This is a genomic window from Cyclonatronum proteinivorum, assembly GCF_003353065.1.
GTDB lineage: Bacteria > Bacteroidota > Rhodothermia > Balneolales > Cyclonatronaceae > Cyclonatronum > Cyclonatronum proteinivorum.
On record NZ_CP027806.1, the window covers coordinates 3299931 to 3317618 of the forward strand.

General features: G+C 50.6%; 18 protein-coding genes. 5 read left to right on the top strand and 13 right to left on the bottom strand.

Translation table 11 applies throughout. The features are described 5' to 3' along the window. Positions 1-25: 25 nt before the first annotated feature. The 6 genes from CYPRO_RS12515 to CYPRO_RS12540 all read right to left on the bottom strand — a co-directional run bounded on the left by CYPRO_RS12515 (position 26) and on the right by CYPRO_RS12540 (position 7933). Positions 26-847: an isoprenyl transferase gene (locus CYPRO_RS12515; protein ID WP_114984937.1), complete on the bottom strand. Its 822-nt coding sequence runs from the start codon at positions 845-847 to the stop codon at positions 26-28. Between the two features lie 166 nt (positions 848-1013). After that, positions 1014-1490, bottom strand: a complete 477-nt coding sequence (gene ribH / locus CYPRO_RS12520; RefSeq protein ID WP_114984938.1) for a 6,7-dimethyl-8-ribityllumazine synthase — start codon at positions 1488-1490, stop codon at positions 1014-1016. 124 nt (positions 1491-1614) lie between these two features. Continuing rightward, the gene (locus CYPRO_RS12525; RefSeq protein ID WP_114984939.1) at positions 1615-2460 is read right to left on the bottom strand and encodes a PHP domain-containing protein; all 846 of its coding nucleotides are present in this window, start codon (positions 2458-2460) and stop codon (positions 1615-1617) included. Continuing rightward, entirely contained in the window at positions 2460-4097 is a 1638-nt protein-coding gene (locus CYPRO_RS12530; RefSeq protein WP_114984940.1) for a S41 family peptidase, read from the bottom strand. Before CYPRO_RS12530 ends, CYPRO_RS12525 begins: the two co-directional genes overlap by 1 nt. A 5-nt stretch (positions 4098-4102) precedes the next feature. After that, positions 4103-6094, bottom strand: coding sequence for a lytic transglycosylase domain-containing protein (locus CYPRO_RS12535; protein WP_114984941.1), 1992 nt, complete (start codon positions 6092-6094; stop codon positions 4103-4105). A gap of 156 nt (positions 6095-6250) precedes the next feature. Continuing rightward, on the bottom strand, positions 6251-7933 hold the full coding sequence (locus tag CYPRO_RS12540) for an NAD+ synthase (protein WP_114984942.1): 1683 nt from the start codon (positions 7931-7933) through the stop codon (positions 6251-6253). A 97-nt stretch (positions 7934-8030) separates the two neighbouring features. Between CYPRO_RS12540 and CYPRO_RS12545 the strand changes: the two genes are divergently transcribed. Further along, complete coding sequence (locus tag CYPRO_RS12545) at positions 8031-8528, top strand: GNAT family N-acetyltransferase (protein WP_114984943.1); 498 nt, start codon at positions 8031-8033, stop codon at positions 8526-8528. Here CYPRO_RS12545 and CYPRO_RS12550 read toward each other — a convergent pair. The 5 genes from CYPRO_RS12550 to CYPRO_RS12570 all read right to left on the bottom strand — a co-directional run bounded on the left by CYPRO_RS12550 (position 8511) and on the right by CYPRO_RS12570 (position 11808). Further along, positions 8511-8750 carry a hypothetical protein gene (locus CYPRO_RS12550; protein WP_114984944.1) on the bottom strand — a complete coding sequence of 80 codons (240 nt, stop codon included), beginning with the start codon at positions 8748-8750 and terminating at the stop codon, positions 8511-8513. The genes CYPRO_RS12545 and CYPRO_RS12550 overlap by 18 nt on opposite strands. Positions 8751-8832: 82 nt before the next feature. Next, positions 8833-9330 carry an NUDIX domain-containing protein gene (locus CYPRO_RS12555; RefSeq protein ID WP_114984945.1) on the bottom strand — a complete coding sequence of 166 codons (498 nt, stop codon included), beginning with the start codon at positions 9328-9330 and terminating at the stop codon, positions 8833-8835. Positions 9331-9352: 22 nt separating this feature from the next. Then, the gene (locus tag CYPRO_RS12560) at positions 9353-11002 is read right to left on the bottom strand and encodes a CTP synthase (RefSeq protein ID WP_114984946.1); all 1650 of its coding nucleotides are present in this window, start codon (positions 11000-11002) and stop codon (positions 9353-9355) included. A gap of 62 nt (positions 11003-11064) precedes the next feature. Continuing rightward, positions 11065-11418: a hypothetical protein gene (locus CYPRO_RS12565; protein WP_114984947.1), complete on the bottom strand. Its 354-nt coding sequence runs from the start codon at positions 11416-11418 to the stop codon at positions 11065-11067. Between the two features lie 45 nt (positions 11419-11463). After that, positions 11464-11808: a hypothetical protein gene (locus CYPRO_RS12570; RefSeq protein WP_114984948.1), complete on the bottom strand. Its 345-nt coding sequence runs from the start codon at positions 11806-11808 to the stop codon at positions 11464-11466. Positions 11809-11895: 87 nt separating this feature from the next. Between CYPRO_RS12570 and rlmB the strand changes: the two genes are divergently transcribed. Next, entirely contained in the window at positions 11896-12678 is a 783-nt protein-coding gene (gene rlmB, locus CYPRO_RS12575; RefSeq protein WP_240644752.1) for a 23S rRNA (guanosine(2251)-2'-O)-methyltransferase RlmB, read from the top strand. A 109-nt stretch (positions 12679-12787) separates the two neighbouring features. Here the strand turns inward: rlmB and CYPRO_RS12580 are convergent, their stop codons facing one another. Both CYPRO_RS12580 and CYPRO_RS12585 read right to left on the bottom strand, forming a co-directional pair. Beyond that, positions 12788-13486: a response regulator transcription factor gene (locus tag CYPRO_RS12580; protein WP_114984949.1), complete on the bottom strand. Its 699-nt coding sequence runs from the start codon at positions 13484-13486 to the stop codon at positions 12788-12790. Beyond that, positions 13479-15158: a sensor histidine kinase gene (locus CYPRO_RS12585; protein ID WP_114984950.1), complete on the bottom strand. Its 1680-nt coding sequence runs from the start codon at positions 15156-15158 to the stop codon at positions 13479-13481. Before CYPRO_RS12585 ends, CYPRO_RS12580 begins: the two co-directional genes overlap by 8 nt. A 492-nt stretch (positions 15159-15650) precedes the next feature. Between CYPRO_RS12585 and CYPRO_RS12590 the strand changes: the two genes are divergently transcribed. The 3 genes from CYPRO_RS12590 to CYPRO_RS12600 are packed head-to-tail and all read left to right on the top strand — an operon-like array spanning position 15651 to position 17673. Continuing rightward, positions 15651-16502 carry an ABC transporter ATP-binding protein gene (locus CYPRO_RS12590; RefSeq protein ID WP_114984951.1) on the top strand — a complete coding sequence of 284 codons (852 nt, stop codon included), beginning with the start codon at positions 15651-15653 and terminating at the stop codon, positions 16500-16502. Then, positions 16502-17314, top strand: a complete 813-nt coding sequence (locus CYPRO_RS12595; protein ID WP_124245617.1) for a hypothetical protein — start codon at positions 16502-16504, stop codon at positions 17312-17314. Before CYPRO_RS12590 ends, CYPRO_RS12595 begins: the two co-directional genes overlap by 1 nt. Further along, positions 17311-17673 carry a GntR family transcriptional regulator gene (locus CYPRO_RS12600; protein ID WP_114984953.1) on the top strand — a complete coding sequence of 121 codons (363 nt, stop codon included), beginning with the start codon at positions 17311-17313 and terminating at the stop codon, positions 17671-17673. The genes CYPRO_RS12595 and CYPRO_RS12600 overlap by 4 nt, the downstream gene beginning before the upstream one ends. Positions 17674-17688: the final 15 nt, after the last annotated feature.

A 17688-nucleotide genomic window follows, 5' to 3' on the forward strand; every position in this document is an offset into this window, starting at 1 on the left:
CTGTCAACAGCTTAAATATGAAAGTTTAAACGGAGGTAACGGCTTTTTCTTTTGATCCGTGGCTTAATTGTTCGGAAATCATTCCAAAGCGGCGTTCGCGGTTTTGATAGGTTTCAATGGCCGTGTAAACGTCATCACGCCGAAAATCAGGCCAGTATTTTTGGGATACATAGAGCTCGGTGTAAGCACTTTGCCAGAGTAAAAAGTTACTAATCCTGAACTCTCCGCCGGTACGAATCAAAAGGTCAGGGTCGGGCATATTTCTTGTGGAAAGGTGACGCGAAATAAGCTCATCATTGATATGATCAACATTCAAAACACCTTGTTTAACCTGTTCGCTGATCGACTTTACGGCGTTGGCGATATCCCATCTGCCTGAATAGCTAAGGGCAAGCGTTATTACCATCCGTGTGTTGTCTTTGGTCATTTCCATGCCTTCCTTGAGCTCTTTCAGGCAGATGGAAGGCAGCCGGTTCAGTTCACCTATTGCATTCAGGCGAATATCGTTTTTGTTCAGACTCAGGGCTTCATTGCGGATGGTCTGTATGAGAAGCTTCATCAGCGCACTTACTTCAGCTTTGGGTCTGCGCCAGTTTTCAGTTGAAAAGGCATACAGCGTGAGGTGCCCGACGCCGAGCTGCGCACAGCATTCCACGACATCGCGGACAGATTCAACCCCGGCTTTATGCCCCTGAATGCGCAACCGATTGCGTGATTTAGCCCATCTCCCGTTACCATCCATGATAACAGCAATGTGCTCAGGGATTTCCCCTCTTTCTTTTAACAGACGCTGCCGAAGAACATCTTCTTTGGTCTGTTTTTTCTTGGTAAGTGCGATTTTTTCCAAAATGGTCTGAATCTGATTTAAGCCTAAGTAGGTTAAAATACGAATAAAGAATTTGCTGTACCAATCAGCCTTCCAGTTTCATGGACATCTTCGCAATTTCTGATTCACCGGAGATGAAGCGGTTTATGTATGCACCTAAACCGCGCAAAGCAAACAGGTATTCAGCCTACAATTCCCTGAATTGTTCCAGAAGCGACATCATCTCAATCGCTGTCATAGCGGCTTCTTCCCCTTTGTTACCGGCTTTGGTACCCGCACGCTCAATAGCCTGTTCAATGGTATCTGTGGTTAAAACGCCAAAAATTACAGGAATACCCGTGCTGTGATTCACATTAAGGACGCCGCTGTTCGCAGCACCGGCAACAAAATCAAAATGGGCTGTAGCACCGCGAATGACAACACCGATTGCGATAATGGCGTCGAATTTGCCCGTTTCAGCCATTTTTTGGGCAGCCAGCGGAATTTCATACGAACCGGGGCAGTAGGCAACCGTAATTTGTTCTTCCGAATATCCGTGTTTTTTCAGGCTATGAATGGCGCCGTCACGCAGGCGGTCCGTAATGAAGTGATTCCAGCGGGAAACCAGAATCCCTACATTACCCTTGCTATAGTTTAGTTTTCCTTCAATTTCCTTGATAGCCATTTCAGTTTTATTTAAAAAGTGTTTTGATTATTCCAGAACCGGAAGATCTAAAGACGCTTCGGTCTGTGTTCGTTTTGTTACAGCATACTTTGCTGATTGGATGGATGTACCGGGGCTGCGGGAGTCAGTGAAGCTGCCCCTGCATAGTGCATTGCTTCAAAAGCGCATCGACCCAGCTCTTATCTACATTCACCGTACCAAACCAGGAGTTACGTGCGGCTTCATATCCGTGGAAATCACTTCCGCCGCTTTTAAGCAAATTGCGGGACTCACACAGTCTGAGATACTTTTTTTGCAGTTCATAGGTATGGCTCGGGTGCACGCACTCAAAGCCATTAATGCCTGCCGAAATCAGCTCTTCAAGCTCACTGTCTGCATAATAGGCAGCGGGATGGGCAACTATGGTTACGCCCCCGGCAGCACGAATGAGGTTTGCAACCTTCTCTACCGTATCATATTCGGTTTTGTGGTAGGCGGGGGCATGATTACCAATATATTTTCCGAAAACAAGGCGCTTCTGCGTGCTGTATCCTTTGGAGACCATGAGCTGTGCCAGGTGATTCCGGCTGATGTTCAGGGTACCGGCTTCAGCAATGACTTCCTCAATCGTCAGATCAAATCCCATCTTGTTGAGGTTTTCCACCATTTGTTTGGCCCGCTTGTGACGCCGCAGCTTTTGCTGACTCGTAAATTGAAGAAGTTTTTCATCATGCACATCGAAGCCGTAAGCCAGTATATGCACTTCTCTTCCTTTAAAATCGCAGGTTATTTCCATACCCGGAATGACCTCTATCCCGATTTCCGCACCCCGCTTTCGTGCAGGCTCATAACCGGAGTAGGTATCGTGATCAGTGATTGCGATCGCATAAAGGCCTTCAGCTTCGGCCTTGTTTACTACCGCTACGGGTGTGCATTTGCCATCTGAGGCAGTTGTATGAATATGCAGGTCAGCTTTAGGCGGCTTGGGCATCAGGGTGCAGACAGAATTTGGGTGTAGGCGCCGGTATCGTTGATCAGGGCAATGGCACGCGTAACAAGCGGATCGAGTTGCACGCTTGTTTTCATCCGAAGGGCCGTTCCGTCAACCCTTGCACTCAGCTCAAGATAAATTTCACGCAGGATGGCTTCCCTTACCTCATCAAGTTCCCGCAACCGTTTAGCTTCGAGATCAGACTCAAGTTCCGCGAGAAAACCTTTCAGCGGTCCGGCCTCATCTCCATAATCGGCCCGTAGCTGATCACGCAAATCTTTGACGCGTTGCTGTGAGGCCGTAGCGTAGCTGAAATCAGCATTATTCAGGTACTCCCGAAAAGCTTCCATCACCCGATCATCATCCTGTCCCGGTTCGGGCATGGTCGGGTCCGAAGCCATGAACTCGTTTGCAAACTGAAAAAAGTGACTGCCACGATGGAGCTCAATCTCGAGCATGGTTTCGGCATGCTGTTCCGCTTCTATATCCGGATCAATACCGGTGCGCTGCACGACCGGCCTGCCGCCTGCAGTTTCAAAGTGCTGTGGCAGGTCAGTATCCGCTTCCCCGTTGTAGTCAACCGACTGAATGTAGCGCCCGCTCGGGATAAAATATTTGGATGTCGTAATTTTCAGCGCAAGACCGTACGAAATCGGTCGAATAATTTGAACAAGACCTTTCCCGAAGCTGCGCTGCCCCATAATCACGGCGCGATCATGATCCTGAAGGGCTCCTGATACAATTTCCGAGGAGCTGGCGCTGCCGTGATTCTGAAGCACAACAACCGGACGATCTCCGAAAAATGATGGGTTGCTCGTACTATACAGCTGACGGGTTTGGGGCGCACGGCCACGGGTATGTACGACAGGCTCATTTTCGGGCAGGAAAAGATCCGCAACACGCACCGCTTCAATAAGCAAACCGCCGGGATTATTCCGCAAATCGAGAATGAGTCCGTTTACGGTATATGTTTCTTCAAGCTCTTCAATGGCGCGGCGCATTTCGCTTGCCGCATTCTGACCAAAACGAGAGAGCATGATAAAAGCTATACCTTCCGCCTCATCGGCCATCCCGAACCAGTCAATATTCCGGACTTCAATACGCTCGCGTTCAAGGGTGAACGTAAGCTTATCAGAAATACCAAAACGACGCACAACCAGCACGACTTCGCTGCCGATCTGACCTCTCATCTGCATGTTAAGATCATCCGGACTGAGTTCCGTAGCTGAAATTCCGTTTACGGATACGATAACATCACCAGCCCTCACCCCCTGACGGTGCGCGGAATAGCCTTCGATGGGAGCAATAACAACAAGCTCACCATTTCGGGCACCGACCTCAATGCCGACCCCGGCATAGCTGCCCGTGCTGATTAAATCGATATCCTGTGTCTGCGACTCATCAATCAAAACCGTGTACGGATCCAGCGTCTCAAGCATGGCGTTGATTCCCCTGCGAATGGTGCGCTCGGGGTCCACTTCAACGACATATAGCTCATTAACTTCCTGAATGACTTCACTGAAGATGGTGAAGTTCTTCCGAATCTGAAAAAAAGCGTCGCTTGCTGTTACGAATCCTGCAAAAAGAAGGGCCGCGATTACCAGAATCGCGGCCTTTTTAGGTTTTGATAAAGTCATAAAAATTAACGTGCAACCGGAATTTGTAGCGTCTGTCCGGGACGTATAACAGAGTTTCTGAGATTATTTTGCTGCATGATGGCATTTACAGTTGTGCCATGCGCGCGGGCAATGTTGTGAAGATTATCATTACGCCTTACCGTGTACGTAATGGTCTGACCTGAAGCGGCAGCAATTTGATTCTGCGGAATGCCTGAACGTCTGCGCTCGGCCATCATCTGATTCTTTTGCTGACGGCTCATTTGCGTGACCTGAGAAAAGTACTCTTGCTGATTGGCCGGAACGTACACGTTCAGGCGCTGACCAACGCGAATGGTGTTGCCAATGTTGTTCCAGGAGCGCACGCGCCATGCCTGCGTATTGTACCATTCTGCGATGTGCCCTACTGTATCACCCGAACGGACGGTGTAGCTCAGCCGCACGGTTCCGGCAGGTGCAGGAGCCGAAGCCTGCGATGAAGCGGATCCGGCTGAAGCCGTCAGCGTTCTTGCTTCGCGGGCATTTGATGGGGTATTGGGCGATATGGCCACATTTGAGCCGCCGGGAACCGGGATGATGACTTCCTGCCCCGGATGAATCAGGGAAGTCAGGTTGTCATTGGCGCCGTAAAGGGCGCGTACCGTAACCCCGTAGCGGTTCGCAATGGCGCCAAGGGTTTCGCCCCTGCGTACCGTATGAACCACAAGCGTTTGACGCATGGATTCGGGCATTTGGCGGTATTCAGCAAGGAAGGTATCCCGGCTGCCTTTTGGAATTTTGAGCGGGTAAGGACGTGCACCGGGTGGCGTTGCGAAGCGCAGCAGCTCAGGGTTAAGGTTGCGCAGCTCCTGCGTGCTAATGCCCGCGAACTGAGCCAGCACACGAAGTTCAACTGAACCTTCGATTTCCACTACATCATATTCGTACACGCGGGTTGTTACCGGGGTTTCAAAGCCGAAATCTTCGTGATTCATCGCTACGAGTGCGGCGGCGATAAATCCGGGCACGTAACCGCGTGTTTCACGGGGCAGGTGCGGGTAAATGGTCCAGAAATCACGCACACCGCCCGAAAGGTTAATCGCACGACGCAGTCCGCGCGGGCTGATGTTGTACCCGGCCAGCGCCATGTGCCAGTCGCCGTTCCAGGTGCGGTGCAGGTCACGCAGGTGACGCGCAGCTGCACGGGTCGATTTCTCCGGGTCGCGGCGCTCGTCAATCCACCAGTTGACTTCCAGGCCGTATGCTGCACCGGTAGCCTGCATAAACTGCCACAAGCCAACGGCACGCGCACGCGAACGTGCAACCGGTACGAGTCCGCTCTCTATCATCGACAGGTGTATCAGCTCGATAGGCACGCCTTCTTCCTCAAAAATGCGCTTCATCATGGGGAAATAATAGGTAGAGCGCTCAAGCCAGCGCTCCATAATTTCGGGCCGGCGCTCGGTAAGGAAATGAATCTGGTTGTTAACTTGCGTATTGATGATGAGCGGCACATCAAAGTTTTGCTCATCGAAGCCGGGCGGCATGGCAAAGTAGCTGCCGTCGAACCAGTCATCCTGAGAAAAGAAATCGTCACGGATCTCAAAAATATCGCCTTCAAAGCTGATTACAGGACCTGACATCCCGTAAAACTCATGATATTCAGCCATCACAGACCGGAAGGTTTCGTTGAACCTGCGGTTGTTCTGCACCTCAGGGTGCTCGTTCATCAGGCTTTGCAGGGCCTCAACGGCCTGCGTGATATAATCTTCGGCAAGCAGCAGATCGTCATCAACCTGTGCTTCCATAGCCATAAAATTGAGTCTGTTGATATCCGTCACGCGCTGCAGCAACTCACGGTTCAGCGGATCAGATTGCACCGAAGCCGGACTCCATGACTGGCTTCCCTGCAATTCAATCGGGTTCAGGAAAGGCAGCTCAATTTCCGGAAGCGGCACATTGAGCTGTTGTTGCTGCGCCTGTGCAGGAAGCACAAACATGCCGGCAAGTGCGCCGGTGAGCATTATTTTTTTGAGCATAGAAGCTTCTTGACCTATAGTTTGTCGTTTTTAGATGAGTTGTATCCTATTCAGCACTAATTTCGCAATATAACCAATGGAACACTTTTCACGAAGAAAATCATAGGGCTTAACGCCCTTTTTACGTATAAGGTGGCAAATTACAGCCCTTGCACCCTACGTTTGTGAAGTCCATTGCTGCACAATGGGAAGCCGTCTGCCGCTGCCAAAAGCTTTAGCACTTACCCGCAATCCCGGGGCGGCCTGCCGCCGCTTATATTCGTTCAGGTCAACGAGTCGCAGCACCCGTCGTATTTCGGCCTCGTCCACCTCCTGCAGCGCCTTCGTGATTTCTTCCCGGCTTTGCTGCAGCTCGATATAGCGGTAGAGAATGGCGTCGAGCACATCGTACTCCGGCAGGGAGTCCGTATCCTTCTGATCGGGACGCAGCTCAGCGCTCGGCGGCTTGGTGATGATGGCATTGGGGATGAGCTCCCGGCCGTACCAGCTGTCGTTGAGCCAACGGCACATCTCAAAAACCTCGGTTTTGTATACGTCGGCAAGTACTGAAAGCCCGCCCGCCATATCCCCGTACAAGGTACAGTAGCCAACCGCCATCTCTGATTTATTTCCCGTGTTGAGAAGCATGTGACCAAACTTGTTTGATACGGCCATGAGCAGCACCCCGCGGCTGCGGCTCTGCAGGTTTTCCTCCGCAATTCCAAAGGCAGTACCCTCGAAGAGCGGGGCTAAAGCATGCAGATAAGCGTCATACAGGTTTTTGATGGGGATTTGCTCGAACTGAATACCCAGGTTTTCCGCCAGCACGCGCGAGTCTTCCACACTGCCGCCGGACGAAAAAGCCGAAGGCATTGTAATCGCCGTCACATTCTCCGGTCCAAGGGCTTCCGCGGCAATCACGCTCACCAGGGCGGAATCAATGCCACCGCTCAGGCCCAGCACAACTTTGCTGCCGAAGGCCGTCTTTCTCAGATAATCGCGAAGTCCCATCACAAGCGCCCGGAACAGCCGCTCGGGTCGCGCAGGAAGCTGCACCTCAGCGGCCGGACCTTCGGTATCCCATCGTCCGTCTTTTTTGAAGAGCGTTACATCCTCCGTGCCGGTTCCGAAAAGCGCCGCCCGGCAGATAATTTCCCCGCGGGCATTCAGCGCCATACTGTCACCATCAAAAATAAGCTCCGTATTGGCACCGGCCTGATTCACGTAAATAATCGGCAGTTCCAGCTTTTCCGCGTGGTTCTGAAGCATACGCGCACGCAGCTCCGGCTTTTTCTGCGTGAATGGGGAAGCCGAAATATTGATCAGCACTTCCGCCCCGTCCCGCTTCAGTTCCTCTGCCGGATTGATATCGTACACGTGGTAAATCACCTCGTTTTCGTTGTTCCAGATGTCCTCACAAATCGTGATACCGAGTTTCACGCCCTTAAAAGAAACGGTTTTGCGTGAAGTCTCCGGCTCGAAGTAGCGGAACTCATCAAACACATCATAGGTAGGCAGCAGGCTTTTGCGTGCCGTTTGCAGGATTTTGCCGTGCTGCGCCAGCAAAGCTGCGTTATACAGCGGGCGGCCGGCTCCGTTTCTGTTGCGTACCGGTGATCCGAAAATCACGCCCGTCTCACCGGTTGAAGCGATGAAATCCTCAACATGCCGCTCAATGGACCGGATAAAATCGCGGCGCTCGAGCAAATCAAGCGGCGGATATCCGCACACGCAAAGCTCGGGAAACACCAGCAAATCCACCTCATCCTGAAGGGCTGTTTCATAGGCCTCACGCATAAGCCTGAGATTTCCGGAAATATCACCAATGGTGGGGTTCAGCTGTGCGAGTCTGATTTTCATATTCTGTAAAGCAGTTAAGTTGAGTACCTTTTAAGCTTTTCAATTCCGGCTGCATTTCCGGTTTTAGCAAACGCGCCATCCTTCAATCCAAACCTGTATGCCCCACGCTGAATTCCCGCTGCAAGGCCATCCCGCAAACGAGATCCGGATCGAACGACTTCCCCGCAAAGAGCTGGGCCGGCTTTCTGAACTGAACTTCGAAATTTTCCGGGAAAAACGCATCATCAACCACAAAACCCATCCCTTTCTGGTCATCCTCGCAGCCTTCGCGGGTGACATCCCGGTGGGCTTCAAAATCGGATACGGCAGAAAAGAAGGTGAATTTTACTCGGCCAAGGGCGGGGTGCTGCCGGGCTTTCGGCGCCGGAAACTTGCCGACACCATGATGAAGCAAATGCTCGAAATTGCCCGGGAAGCACGCTATGAAGTTTTCACGTACGACACTTTTCCGAACATGAATCCGGGCATGCTGATTATGGGCTTCAGTTACGGCTTCCGGGTGACCTATGCCGGCTACAACGCCCGCTACAACGACTACCAAATCACCCTAAGCCTCAAGCTGAAGGACCTTCCCGCCTCAAAGCTTTTGAAGTAAAAGCCCGAAATCCTTATTCATTTCAATAAAACGCCTCAGCACTTTCTCACAAAAATCATCATCCACAAGCGCCTTCACATCCTCCGGGTTTTCCGCCATAGTTGCGTCTATTTTGAAGGTCTGTTCATAAGGCCCGGCTTCAAATTTGATGAGATAGCGGTTATTCCACATAAAGATGGTAATCATCATCTGCGGGTGCGGTACGGTGCCAAGGGTTTTCATGGGATGGTTTTGGAATTCGGGTTTCAGTTTACCGGGCTATTCCGGCTTTTCTTTTTTTTCGGGGGATGTGTACCTGCGCAGCTCATTTTTCCTGCCCGTGCGGCGGCTGTTTGATGTAGCGCAACGGCAGGTGGTCCCCCGTAATGACCTCCTGCGCCTGATCCCGCACAAACAGCGGAAAAACAGGCATCTGCCGGATCTGTGCTGCATTAAACCAGCCAATGTCTTCAAGCATTTGCTGCCCGCCTGCCATCTCAGGATCGATTCCAAGGGAAACTTCCCCAGAGAGCACCTCACAGCGGAAATACAGTTCCAGCGCATGCCAGCTGCCGCTGATGTATTCGGATACAAAAACCGCTTCGGCTACTTTCACATTGAGTCCGGTTTCTTCCCGTAACTCACGGGCAACGGCCTGTTCGGCTTCCTCCTGAAACGCAACGCCTCCGCCGGGCGGCATCCAGAAGGGCTCGCTGCGGGTGGGTGAGTTGATTTTCACCAGCAGCAGTTTGTCGTCCTGTACGACGAGCCCGCAGGCCCTCACACGAAGACGGCCTGCAAAAGGATTGGAAGCTTGGGTCATGCGGAGCAATTCAGCTTTCGGTTCAGGCTTTGGCTTCTTTGGCAGGCTGCGGATTGCTGTTTTGCGCCTCCTTTAGTGCCTGCGCAGCTTTCACAAAATGCACAAACAGCGGCTGCGGTTCAATTACTTTGCTCTTCAGTTCCGGATGAAATTGCACGCCCACAAACCACGGATGATCGGCTACCTCAATAATTTCAACCAGATTCCGCTCAGGATTCACCCCCGACATCCGAAGTCCGCCGGCTTCAAGCTGTTCGCGGAACGCATTGTTGAGTTCAAAGCGATGGCGGTGACGCTCCTCAACCTGCCCTGTTGCATACGCTTCCCGGGCAAAACTGCCTTCCTGAAGATCGCAGGTAAACAATCCCAGCCGCATGGTACCACCGGTCTCAAGCTGATTTTGCTGATCTTCCATGAGATCAATAACCGGCCAGCTCGTATCCGGATTAAACTCGGTGCTGTTTGCACCTTCCATGCCGCAAACGTTTCGGGCGAATTCAATTACCGCGCACTGCATACCCAGACAAATGCCGAAAAACGGGATTTTTTGTTCCCGCGCAAACTGTACGGCCGTCAGCTTACCGGCAACGCCGCGCGGCCCGAAGCCGGGGGCAACCAGAATACCGTGTAAGCCATCGAGCTTTTTGGCCACATTTTCGGGCGTCACTTCGTCGCTTTGAATCCAGTGCAGCTGCACCTTCGTGTCGTTCATGGCACCGGCGTGAATCAGGGACTCCACGATCGAGATATAGGCGTCGTGGTGCTCCACATATTTGCCAACCAATCCGATATTGACGGATTTCCGGGGATGGGTTACGGCCCGCACAAAAGATTTCCACCGTTCAAGCTCCGGCTCTTCAGCACACGTGAGATCAAGCTTTCGGATTACCCGACGGTCAAGACCTTCATCGAGCATAAGCAGCGGTACTTCGTAAATGGATTGGGCATCGATAGAAGCAATTACATCGGCCACATCCACATTACAAAACTGCGCAATTTTGGCGCGGATACCCGCATCGAGCGGCACCTCTGCACGGCAGACCAGAATATCGGGCTGCAAACCGATTTCATAAATCGTCTTCACCGAGTGCTGCGTCGGCTTGGTCTTGAGCTCGCCGGCAGCTTTCAGATACGGCACCAGCGTAAGATGGATGGAAAGCGTATTTTGCTTGCCGATATCGAAGCGAAGCTGACGCATGGCTTCGATGTAGGGCAGCCCTTCAATATCGCCAACCGTGCCGCCGACCTCCACAATTACCACATCGTATTTCCCCTCCTCTCCGAGCGCAAGCACCCGCGACTTAATCTCATCCGTGATGTGCGGCACAACCTGTACTGTTTTGCCGAGATAAGCCCCGCTGCGCTCTTTCATGATGACATCATAATAGATACGCCCGGTCGTCACATTGTTTTGCTGCGAAGTGCGGATACCCAGAAAGCGCTCATAATGACCAAGATCCAGATCGGTCTCTGCACCGTCATCGGTTACGAAGACCTCCCCGTGCTCGTACGGATTCATCGTGCCGGGGTCAACATTAATGTAAGGATCGAGCTTCTGAATCGTGACTCGAAGCCCCCTCGCCTCAAGCAGCTTGGCTAATGATGCACAAATGATGCCTTTCCCAAGCGAAGAAGTAACTCCGCCTGTCACAATAATATATTTAGTTGCCATTGAATGGATTAAATCAAGATGAGTAGAAGCGTTTCGGCAAAAAAAGGCGGAAGATAAGGAAATTAGCCTTGCTGACCCTTTATTTTCTCATCAAGCCAGGCATTGGCTTCTTTCAGCTTGCGATGCTGAAAAAAGTAGAAGATCACGTTAATCAGGAAGAAAACGACGATCAGATTAAACCATACGGTGCTCAGCTGCGTGATTTCATAGTAAAAGCTAAGCGTAAAAAACAGAACAAAGCCAAAATTCAGCGCCATCATCAGCATTACTTTCCTGAATTTTCCGGTCAGCTTTTGACGCTGTTCTGCAAAACCAAGCTCTTTGGCACCTTGTCCCAGCTGAATTTCAATAAACAAGCGGATACGCTCTTCATGTACTTCTTCAGGAGATCTTCTTTCAGTTGAAGCTTGAGACATGTCAGAATACAATAGTTTAGTGCAGAAAAATATTTAAAATTAGTGTCAGTTTCGGTCCTGAATGGCGCGTTCGATGGCGTCCCGTGCCAAATCGCTTACGCTTCGGCGGCTATTGAAAACTTCATACACCTGATAAACCCCAAGCATGGTTACTACACAGCCAAACAAACTCAGAAAGGCGGCAAGCCAGATCGGCTGAACGAGATTGAGAATTGAGACCATGGTAACCAAGGCACCCAAAAAAAGCTGCGCAGCACCGCTGATGAGATAGAAAAGGTTAACCGATTTGGCATGCCTCGCGAGCTTCTTCAAACTCAGACGACCGGACTGCGCGGTTTCCCCCTCGGCCTGGGGTATTTTGGGCTTGCCGGAAGGCGTTAAATCATTCATAAACAGTAGGACAGTTTGCTTTGCGGTAGTTAAGCATTTCTCTTTACTAAAATAAAGTCTTTATGCAGTACTTCAATTCGTTATTTTGTGCCTTTTCTCAAACCTGAAATACCGCCTCTGATGGAAGAAAACAACGACTTTATTTACGGCATTCACCCGGTTCAGGAAGCGCTCGACAATCCGCAGACGGGGGTGGAAAAGGTGTATCTGCGTCAGAACATGCGGGGTGCACCCGTAAACCGTATTACGGAAGCCGCTTCAGCGCGTAAAGTACCGGTCCTGAACGTTCCGGGCAAAAAGCTGAATGAACTCGTCGGACGCGTGAACGATCAGGGGGTAGTCGCACAGCTTTCGGGCATAACCTATACCGAACTTGAAAACTGGCTTCAGGACACTGATTTAAAAACGCTCCCCTTTGTGGTAGTACTCTCTGAAATTGAAGACACCCATAATTTCGGGGCGATCCTGCGGAGTGCGGCGGCGGCGGGTGCAGCAGCTGTGATCGTACCCAAGCACCGGCAGGCACCGGTTAATGCCACCGTATTTAAAACTTCAGCTGGTACCGCGGGCAAAATTCCCATCATAAGAGTTACCAACCTGAATCAGGCTATCGCTACCCTCAAGGAAGCGGGTTTTTGGTTTGCAGGGCTGACTGCACAGGCAGACCGTACAATTTGGGATGAAAACTACGATGCCCCCATGGGCATTGTCATTGGCAGCGAAGGCAGCGGCATTCGGAAAAAAACGGCCGAGCTTTGTGACTTCCACCTTTCTGTACCCATGTATAACGGCGTTGAATCCCTCAATGCTTCGGTAAGCGCAGCCCTTGTGCTGTTTGAAATTACCCGTAAGCGACTCAGCCGGAATTAATCCATCACTTGAAGCGTAAAACGACCCCGCCTCAAAACAAAAAACCCCGCTGGCAACCGGAGCTGCAAGGGGGCTTTTTGGTAAACGTCAGATGGTTTAAATGTCTCGCTTAGGGCATTTTCATCATGTAACCAACGCCGTGCAGCGTAACGAGATAGCGCGGATCATCGGGATGAAGCTCAATTTTAGAGCGCAATTTGGAAATGTGCACATCAACCGTACGGGTGTTGGTGCTGTATTCGTAACGCCATACGTGCTCAAGCAGGGTGTCGCGCGATACCGGCTCGTTTGAGTTGGCAACAAGGAAGCGAATCAGCTCAACCTCGCGTGTTGTGAGATCGATCTCTTCCCCATCAGGGCGCACAACTTTGCTGTGATTCAGGTTGATGAGCACTTCTCCGAGTGTAACACTCTCAATTGGGCCCGGTTTGCTGTAGGTACTGATGCGACGCATACGTGCCTGAATGCGGGCTAAGAGCTCCTTCACCCCGAACGGCTTGGTCATATAGTCATCGGCTCCGATGTTGAGTCCAGTTACTTTATCAATCTCCTGATCACGCGCCGTTAGTATAATGATGGGGAAGTTGAATTTCATTTCACGGACTTTCTTGCACACTTCAAAGCCGCTCATGCCCGGCAGCATGATATCAAGAAGCATCAGATCGGGCTGAAACTCAGGGATTTTATCGATAGCATCGTTGCCGTTCTCTACGATAAAAACTTCGTAGCCTTCATTTTCCAGGGTATCACGCAGGGTAAATACCAAACTTGGCTCATCTTCGCAGATGAGAATCTTTTTTTTAGACATATTCTGCTTTGCTTTCTTCTTCATTTTGTTTTGGTCTGTGTTGTTTTGAAAATGTTGCGTTCGCGGCTATCGGAAAGGAAATGGTGAATGTAGAACCCTTTCCATACGTGCTGCTTAGGGAGATTTGCCCCCCGTTTCTTTCTGTTAAGTTCTTTACGATGGAAAGGCCAAGTCCATGACCTTTCGTTCTTGCTGTAAGCGTATCCTCAACCCGGTAGAATTTTTCAAAGATTAGTTTTTGAGATTCTGCCGGTATTCCCGTACCGCGGTCTTCAACCTCAATGAAGACTTTCTTTTGATTGGAATAAACATGAATACCAAGGTACTTCTCATTTTGCGAATATTTAACCGCATTCTCAATGAGATTTCCAAGTATGGTTTCGAAACTGTTTTGATCTACATTAATTTTGGGAATGTCATCTTCTATGTGAAGGTCAAGTTCTACGTTGTTCTGATTCAGGAAACCCTGCTGCTCGTGCAGATGGTCTTTTACCAGGCTGTCAGGCTGAAGGAGCATGGGCTTGAGAGTAAGCTGACCGGCCTCGGTTCTTGCTACGTCCAGCAATTTTTCGATCATCTTGCGCAGGCGCATGCTTTCGGTGAAAATGTGCTCTCCGTAAGATTGAAGACGTTCAGGAGTCGTCACCCGCCCGTCGGCCAAATTTTCGCCGGCAGCCTGCATCACGGCCAGTGGTGTCTTTAGCTCATGCGTTACATTAGCCAGAAAAGATGCCTGCCGCATACTCAGCTCCCTGTCCCGCTTGGAGACAATGTACAAAAATAATAGGCTGAACATGAGCGTAAACACCGTGACGGCAAGCACCGCAATGTTCCTAACAAGAGTTGCTTTGGATGCGGCAACTTCAGGCGTTTCAATGTGCCGCATTTTCAGATTCCAGTCTTCAAGAATGCCCGAGAAGCGGGCAATAAAATCATGGTCGCGGCTGATGTCCTTATTGGCAGCATCGTTAGATACCAGCACCTGACGCTGGGTCCAGTCATCAAGATAAACCAATACGCCGGACTCCGCAGCATCGCCGAAACGATGCCTGATTTCAGGTCCAACCACACCCGAAATCAGGTAGTCCCGGTTGATAGGCATCGAAATGTAAGCAACGGTTTCCGCTTCATCCGGATTGAAAAAAACAAAATTGAAGGTAAAATAAGAATCAGTCATCATGTAGGCGGTCCACTTGTACGTAGAGGACAGCACATTCATGCGTGTACTTACCAGACCGACTCCACGACAGACCTGTTCCGGAATATTCGAAGCCTCAACCAAACGGTCAGAAGCGCCATCAAACCTTAGCACCTGCGCTTCCCCTGAGCAAATTCGATCTCCATCAAACGTAAAGAAAATATCATCAAACAACTGGTCTGCACTTGCATGCCGCAGATACTGCAACAGCGGCTCAGGAATAGCATCCGGAGATTCGGCAACGCGTCGGATTTCGGATGCTTCCAAGCGCCACAAGTTGCCGCTATTCTGACGCAATCTAACCCGCACCCACTGGGATAAATCATCCAGCTGTTCACGGTTCTTCTCCACAGATGTAGTAACCGCACTCATATGCAGCGCATAAATGGAGTACAAATTCATACCCGTAAGCGCAAGGACACCAATGATGCCAAGCGCAAGTAACATTCTGCGGGTACTAAAAATGTTGTTCATAAATAAAGGGATGCCGCTTTGGATAAAAATCTTTTAATATTCTGTGTGTTGGCTGTCAAAGCTGATAATTCAATTGGTAAACCCTTATCAGGGCTTCGTCACTTGGTTAGTACTTTGAATCACCACAGTATTCAGGCATACAGTTCTGAACAGCGGAATTAATTTACAAAATATAGTTTACATTTTCACGACAGCCTAAGCTACTGTTATTTATAAATTATACCGGCTCAGCTAATCAGATGATCTAATTGTAAAACAGCTCCGCAAACGAAGGTTTGGAACTAATATTTCAAGCTACTTCTGAAAAAACACTGTTCCTATAAGTTTATCCGGCAGCAGTTTAATTCAGGTGCGAATAACACGGATCAAGCAGCTTAAAACGCAAAAATCTGATGCGTTAAAAAATTTATGTCGAAATCTGATGGATTGTGCTTGTTTTCAATGCGAGTGTATTAGTACATTAGTACACCATTACATAAAACCTATATTAAAATGATTTCAGCCGAAAACCTTTTCTTTACATACCCCAAAACTTCCCCGCTGTTTGAAAGCTTCAGCTTCCGGATTAAGGCGGGTGGTATCTACGGATTGCTGGGCCTCAACGGCGCGGGGAAAACCACGCTGATGCGGCTGATGGCCGGGCTGCTGTTTCCGCAAAGCGGCAACTGCAATTTTATGGGCAAGCCCAGCTCAGAGCGGCACCCGGTTCAGCTTGCGGAGTGTTATCTGGTGCCGGAGCAGTTCAGCCTGCCTGACCTCAGCATTACAGGGTATCTGCGCCTTGTTGCGCCTTTTTACCCAAAGTTTGACGAGGCTTTTTTTGAGGAAGCCATCTCGCTCTGGGGGCTCGACCGGAACCAGCAGCTTTCGCAACTTTCGTTTGGTCAGCATAAGAAGATGCTGCTGGCCTTCGCTTTTGCCCTTAACACCAAACTGCTGCTGCTCGATGAGCCGACCAACGGACTCGATATCCCCGGCAAAAGTCAGTTTCGCAAACTGCTTGCCGGGCTTGATACAAGCGAACGATGTATCCTGATTTCCACGCATCAGGTGCGCGATGTGGGTCAGCAGCTCGATCATCTGCTGGTTCTGAAAAACGGCAGCATGGTGGTTTCCGATAGTTTGGCAAACCTCAGTTCGAATTGGCACTGTACGGTTCTGCAGGAATCGGAGCGCGACCGGGCGGTGTACGCAGAGAAGCAGCTGGGCGGATACCGCGCGGTTGTCCCCGCGGCCTCAGATACAGCGCCGGAGACGGAATTCGATCTCGAACTTTTCTTTAACGCCGCTATCCATGAGCCGGCGGCTTTTTCGACAACTCTTTACGCCAAATCAACCGTCTGATGCAAGTTTCTTCCCAAACTCCGATGCCCGCTGTTGCCCCCTCAGCCGGCTTTTCTTTCGAGCGTATCGGGCAACTTCTGTACTGGCACTTCACCGAACAAAAACGGCTCTGGCTATATGCGGCCCTGCTCGTAGCCGGACTAGTCGCGGTATTTGTTCTTGTCTTTTTTCTTTTTTCGGATGATCTCCGAATTGTCGTAAATCAGGCAACTGCCGCTACAGAAGGGCAGTCGTTGGGCGTTACGCTTTCCTTTTATATGATAGCGGGCCTCTATTTCAGCAGCCGGATTTTCCGGAATCTCCATAACCCGGACAGCGGCTGGCAATATTTAATGCTGCCAGCAAGCAAGTCCGAGAAGTTTGCCGCAGCATGGCTGTTCACGGGCCCCCTCTACACGATCGCAGCTTTTTCCTATTTATGGATCCTCAAAACCATCCTCATGCTGATTGTTTCGCTTACAACCAGCGAAACGATGAGCATCCCGGCTTTGGTCAGCGGCACAGAAGTCAGCCTTTTAAAATCGTACTTCTTCTGGCAGACTTTTTTCCTGTGGGGATCGGTGTATTTCAGGAGTCAGCATTTCCTGAAATCAGCCAACACCGCAGTCGCAGCAGGCCTGACCCTGTTTGGGATTGTGATTTCCGGATGGATGCTGAGCGGCAACAGCTTCATCGGTTTTTTCACCTTCATGGGTGATTTCCGCGAAAGCACCAGGTTGGTGCTTATATGGCAGCTGATTCAGCTCAGCATTGCGGCGCTAATGCTCTGGCTCGGTTACACCGCGCTCAAAAAGAGCGGGTTACGGCCATGAAGTTCGATCCCAATCAGCCGATTTATCTGCAAATCGCGGAACATTTCTGCCGGCAGATTCTGAGTAAAGAGCTTGCCGGAGGCGCGCGCATCCCCTCGGTGCGGGAAGTCGCAGCCCTGACCGAAGTAAATCCGAATACCGCCATGCGCGCCTACCATCACCTGCAGGAACAGGGCATCATAGAACAACAGCGTGGCATCGGCTATTTCACCACGGACAATGCCTACGAACTCGTACTCGAACAGCAGCGCAGGGAATTTCTCAGCAGCGAACTCCCCCGCTTCCTTGAAAAGCTCGAGCAGCTCGGCTACACGCTTGAAGACCTTCCTGCACTGGTCTCATCCCAAAACCTCCGATGAACACTTCCTTTCGAT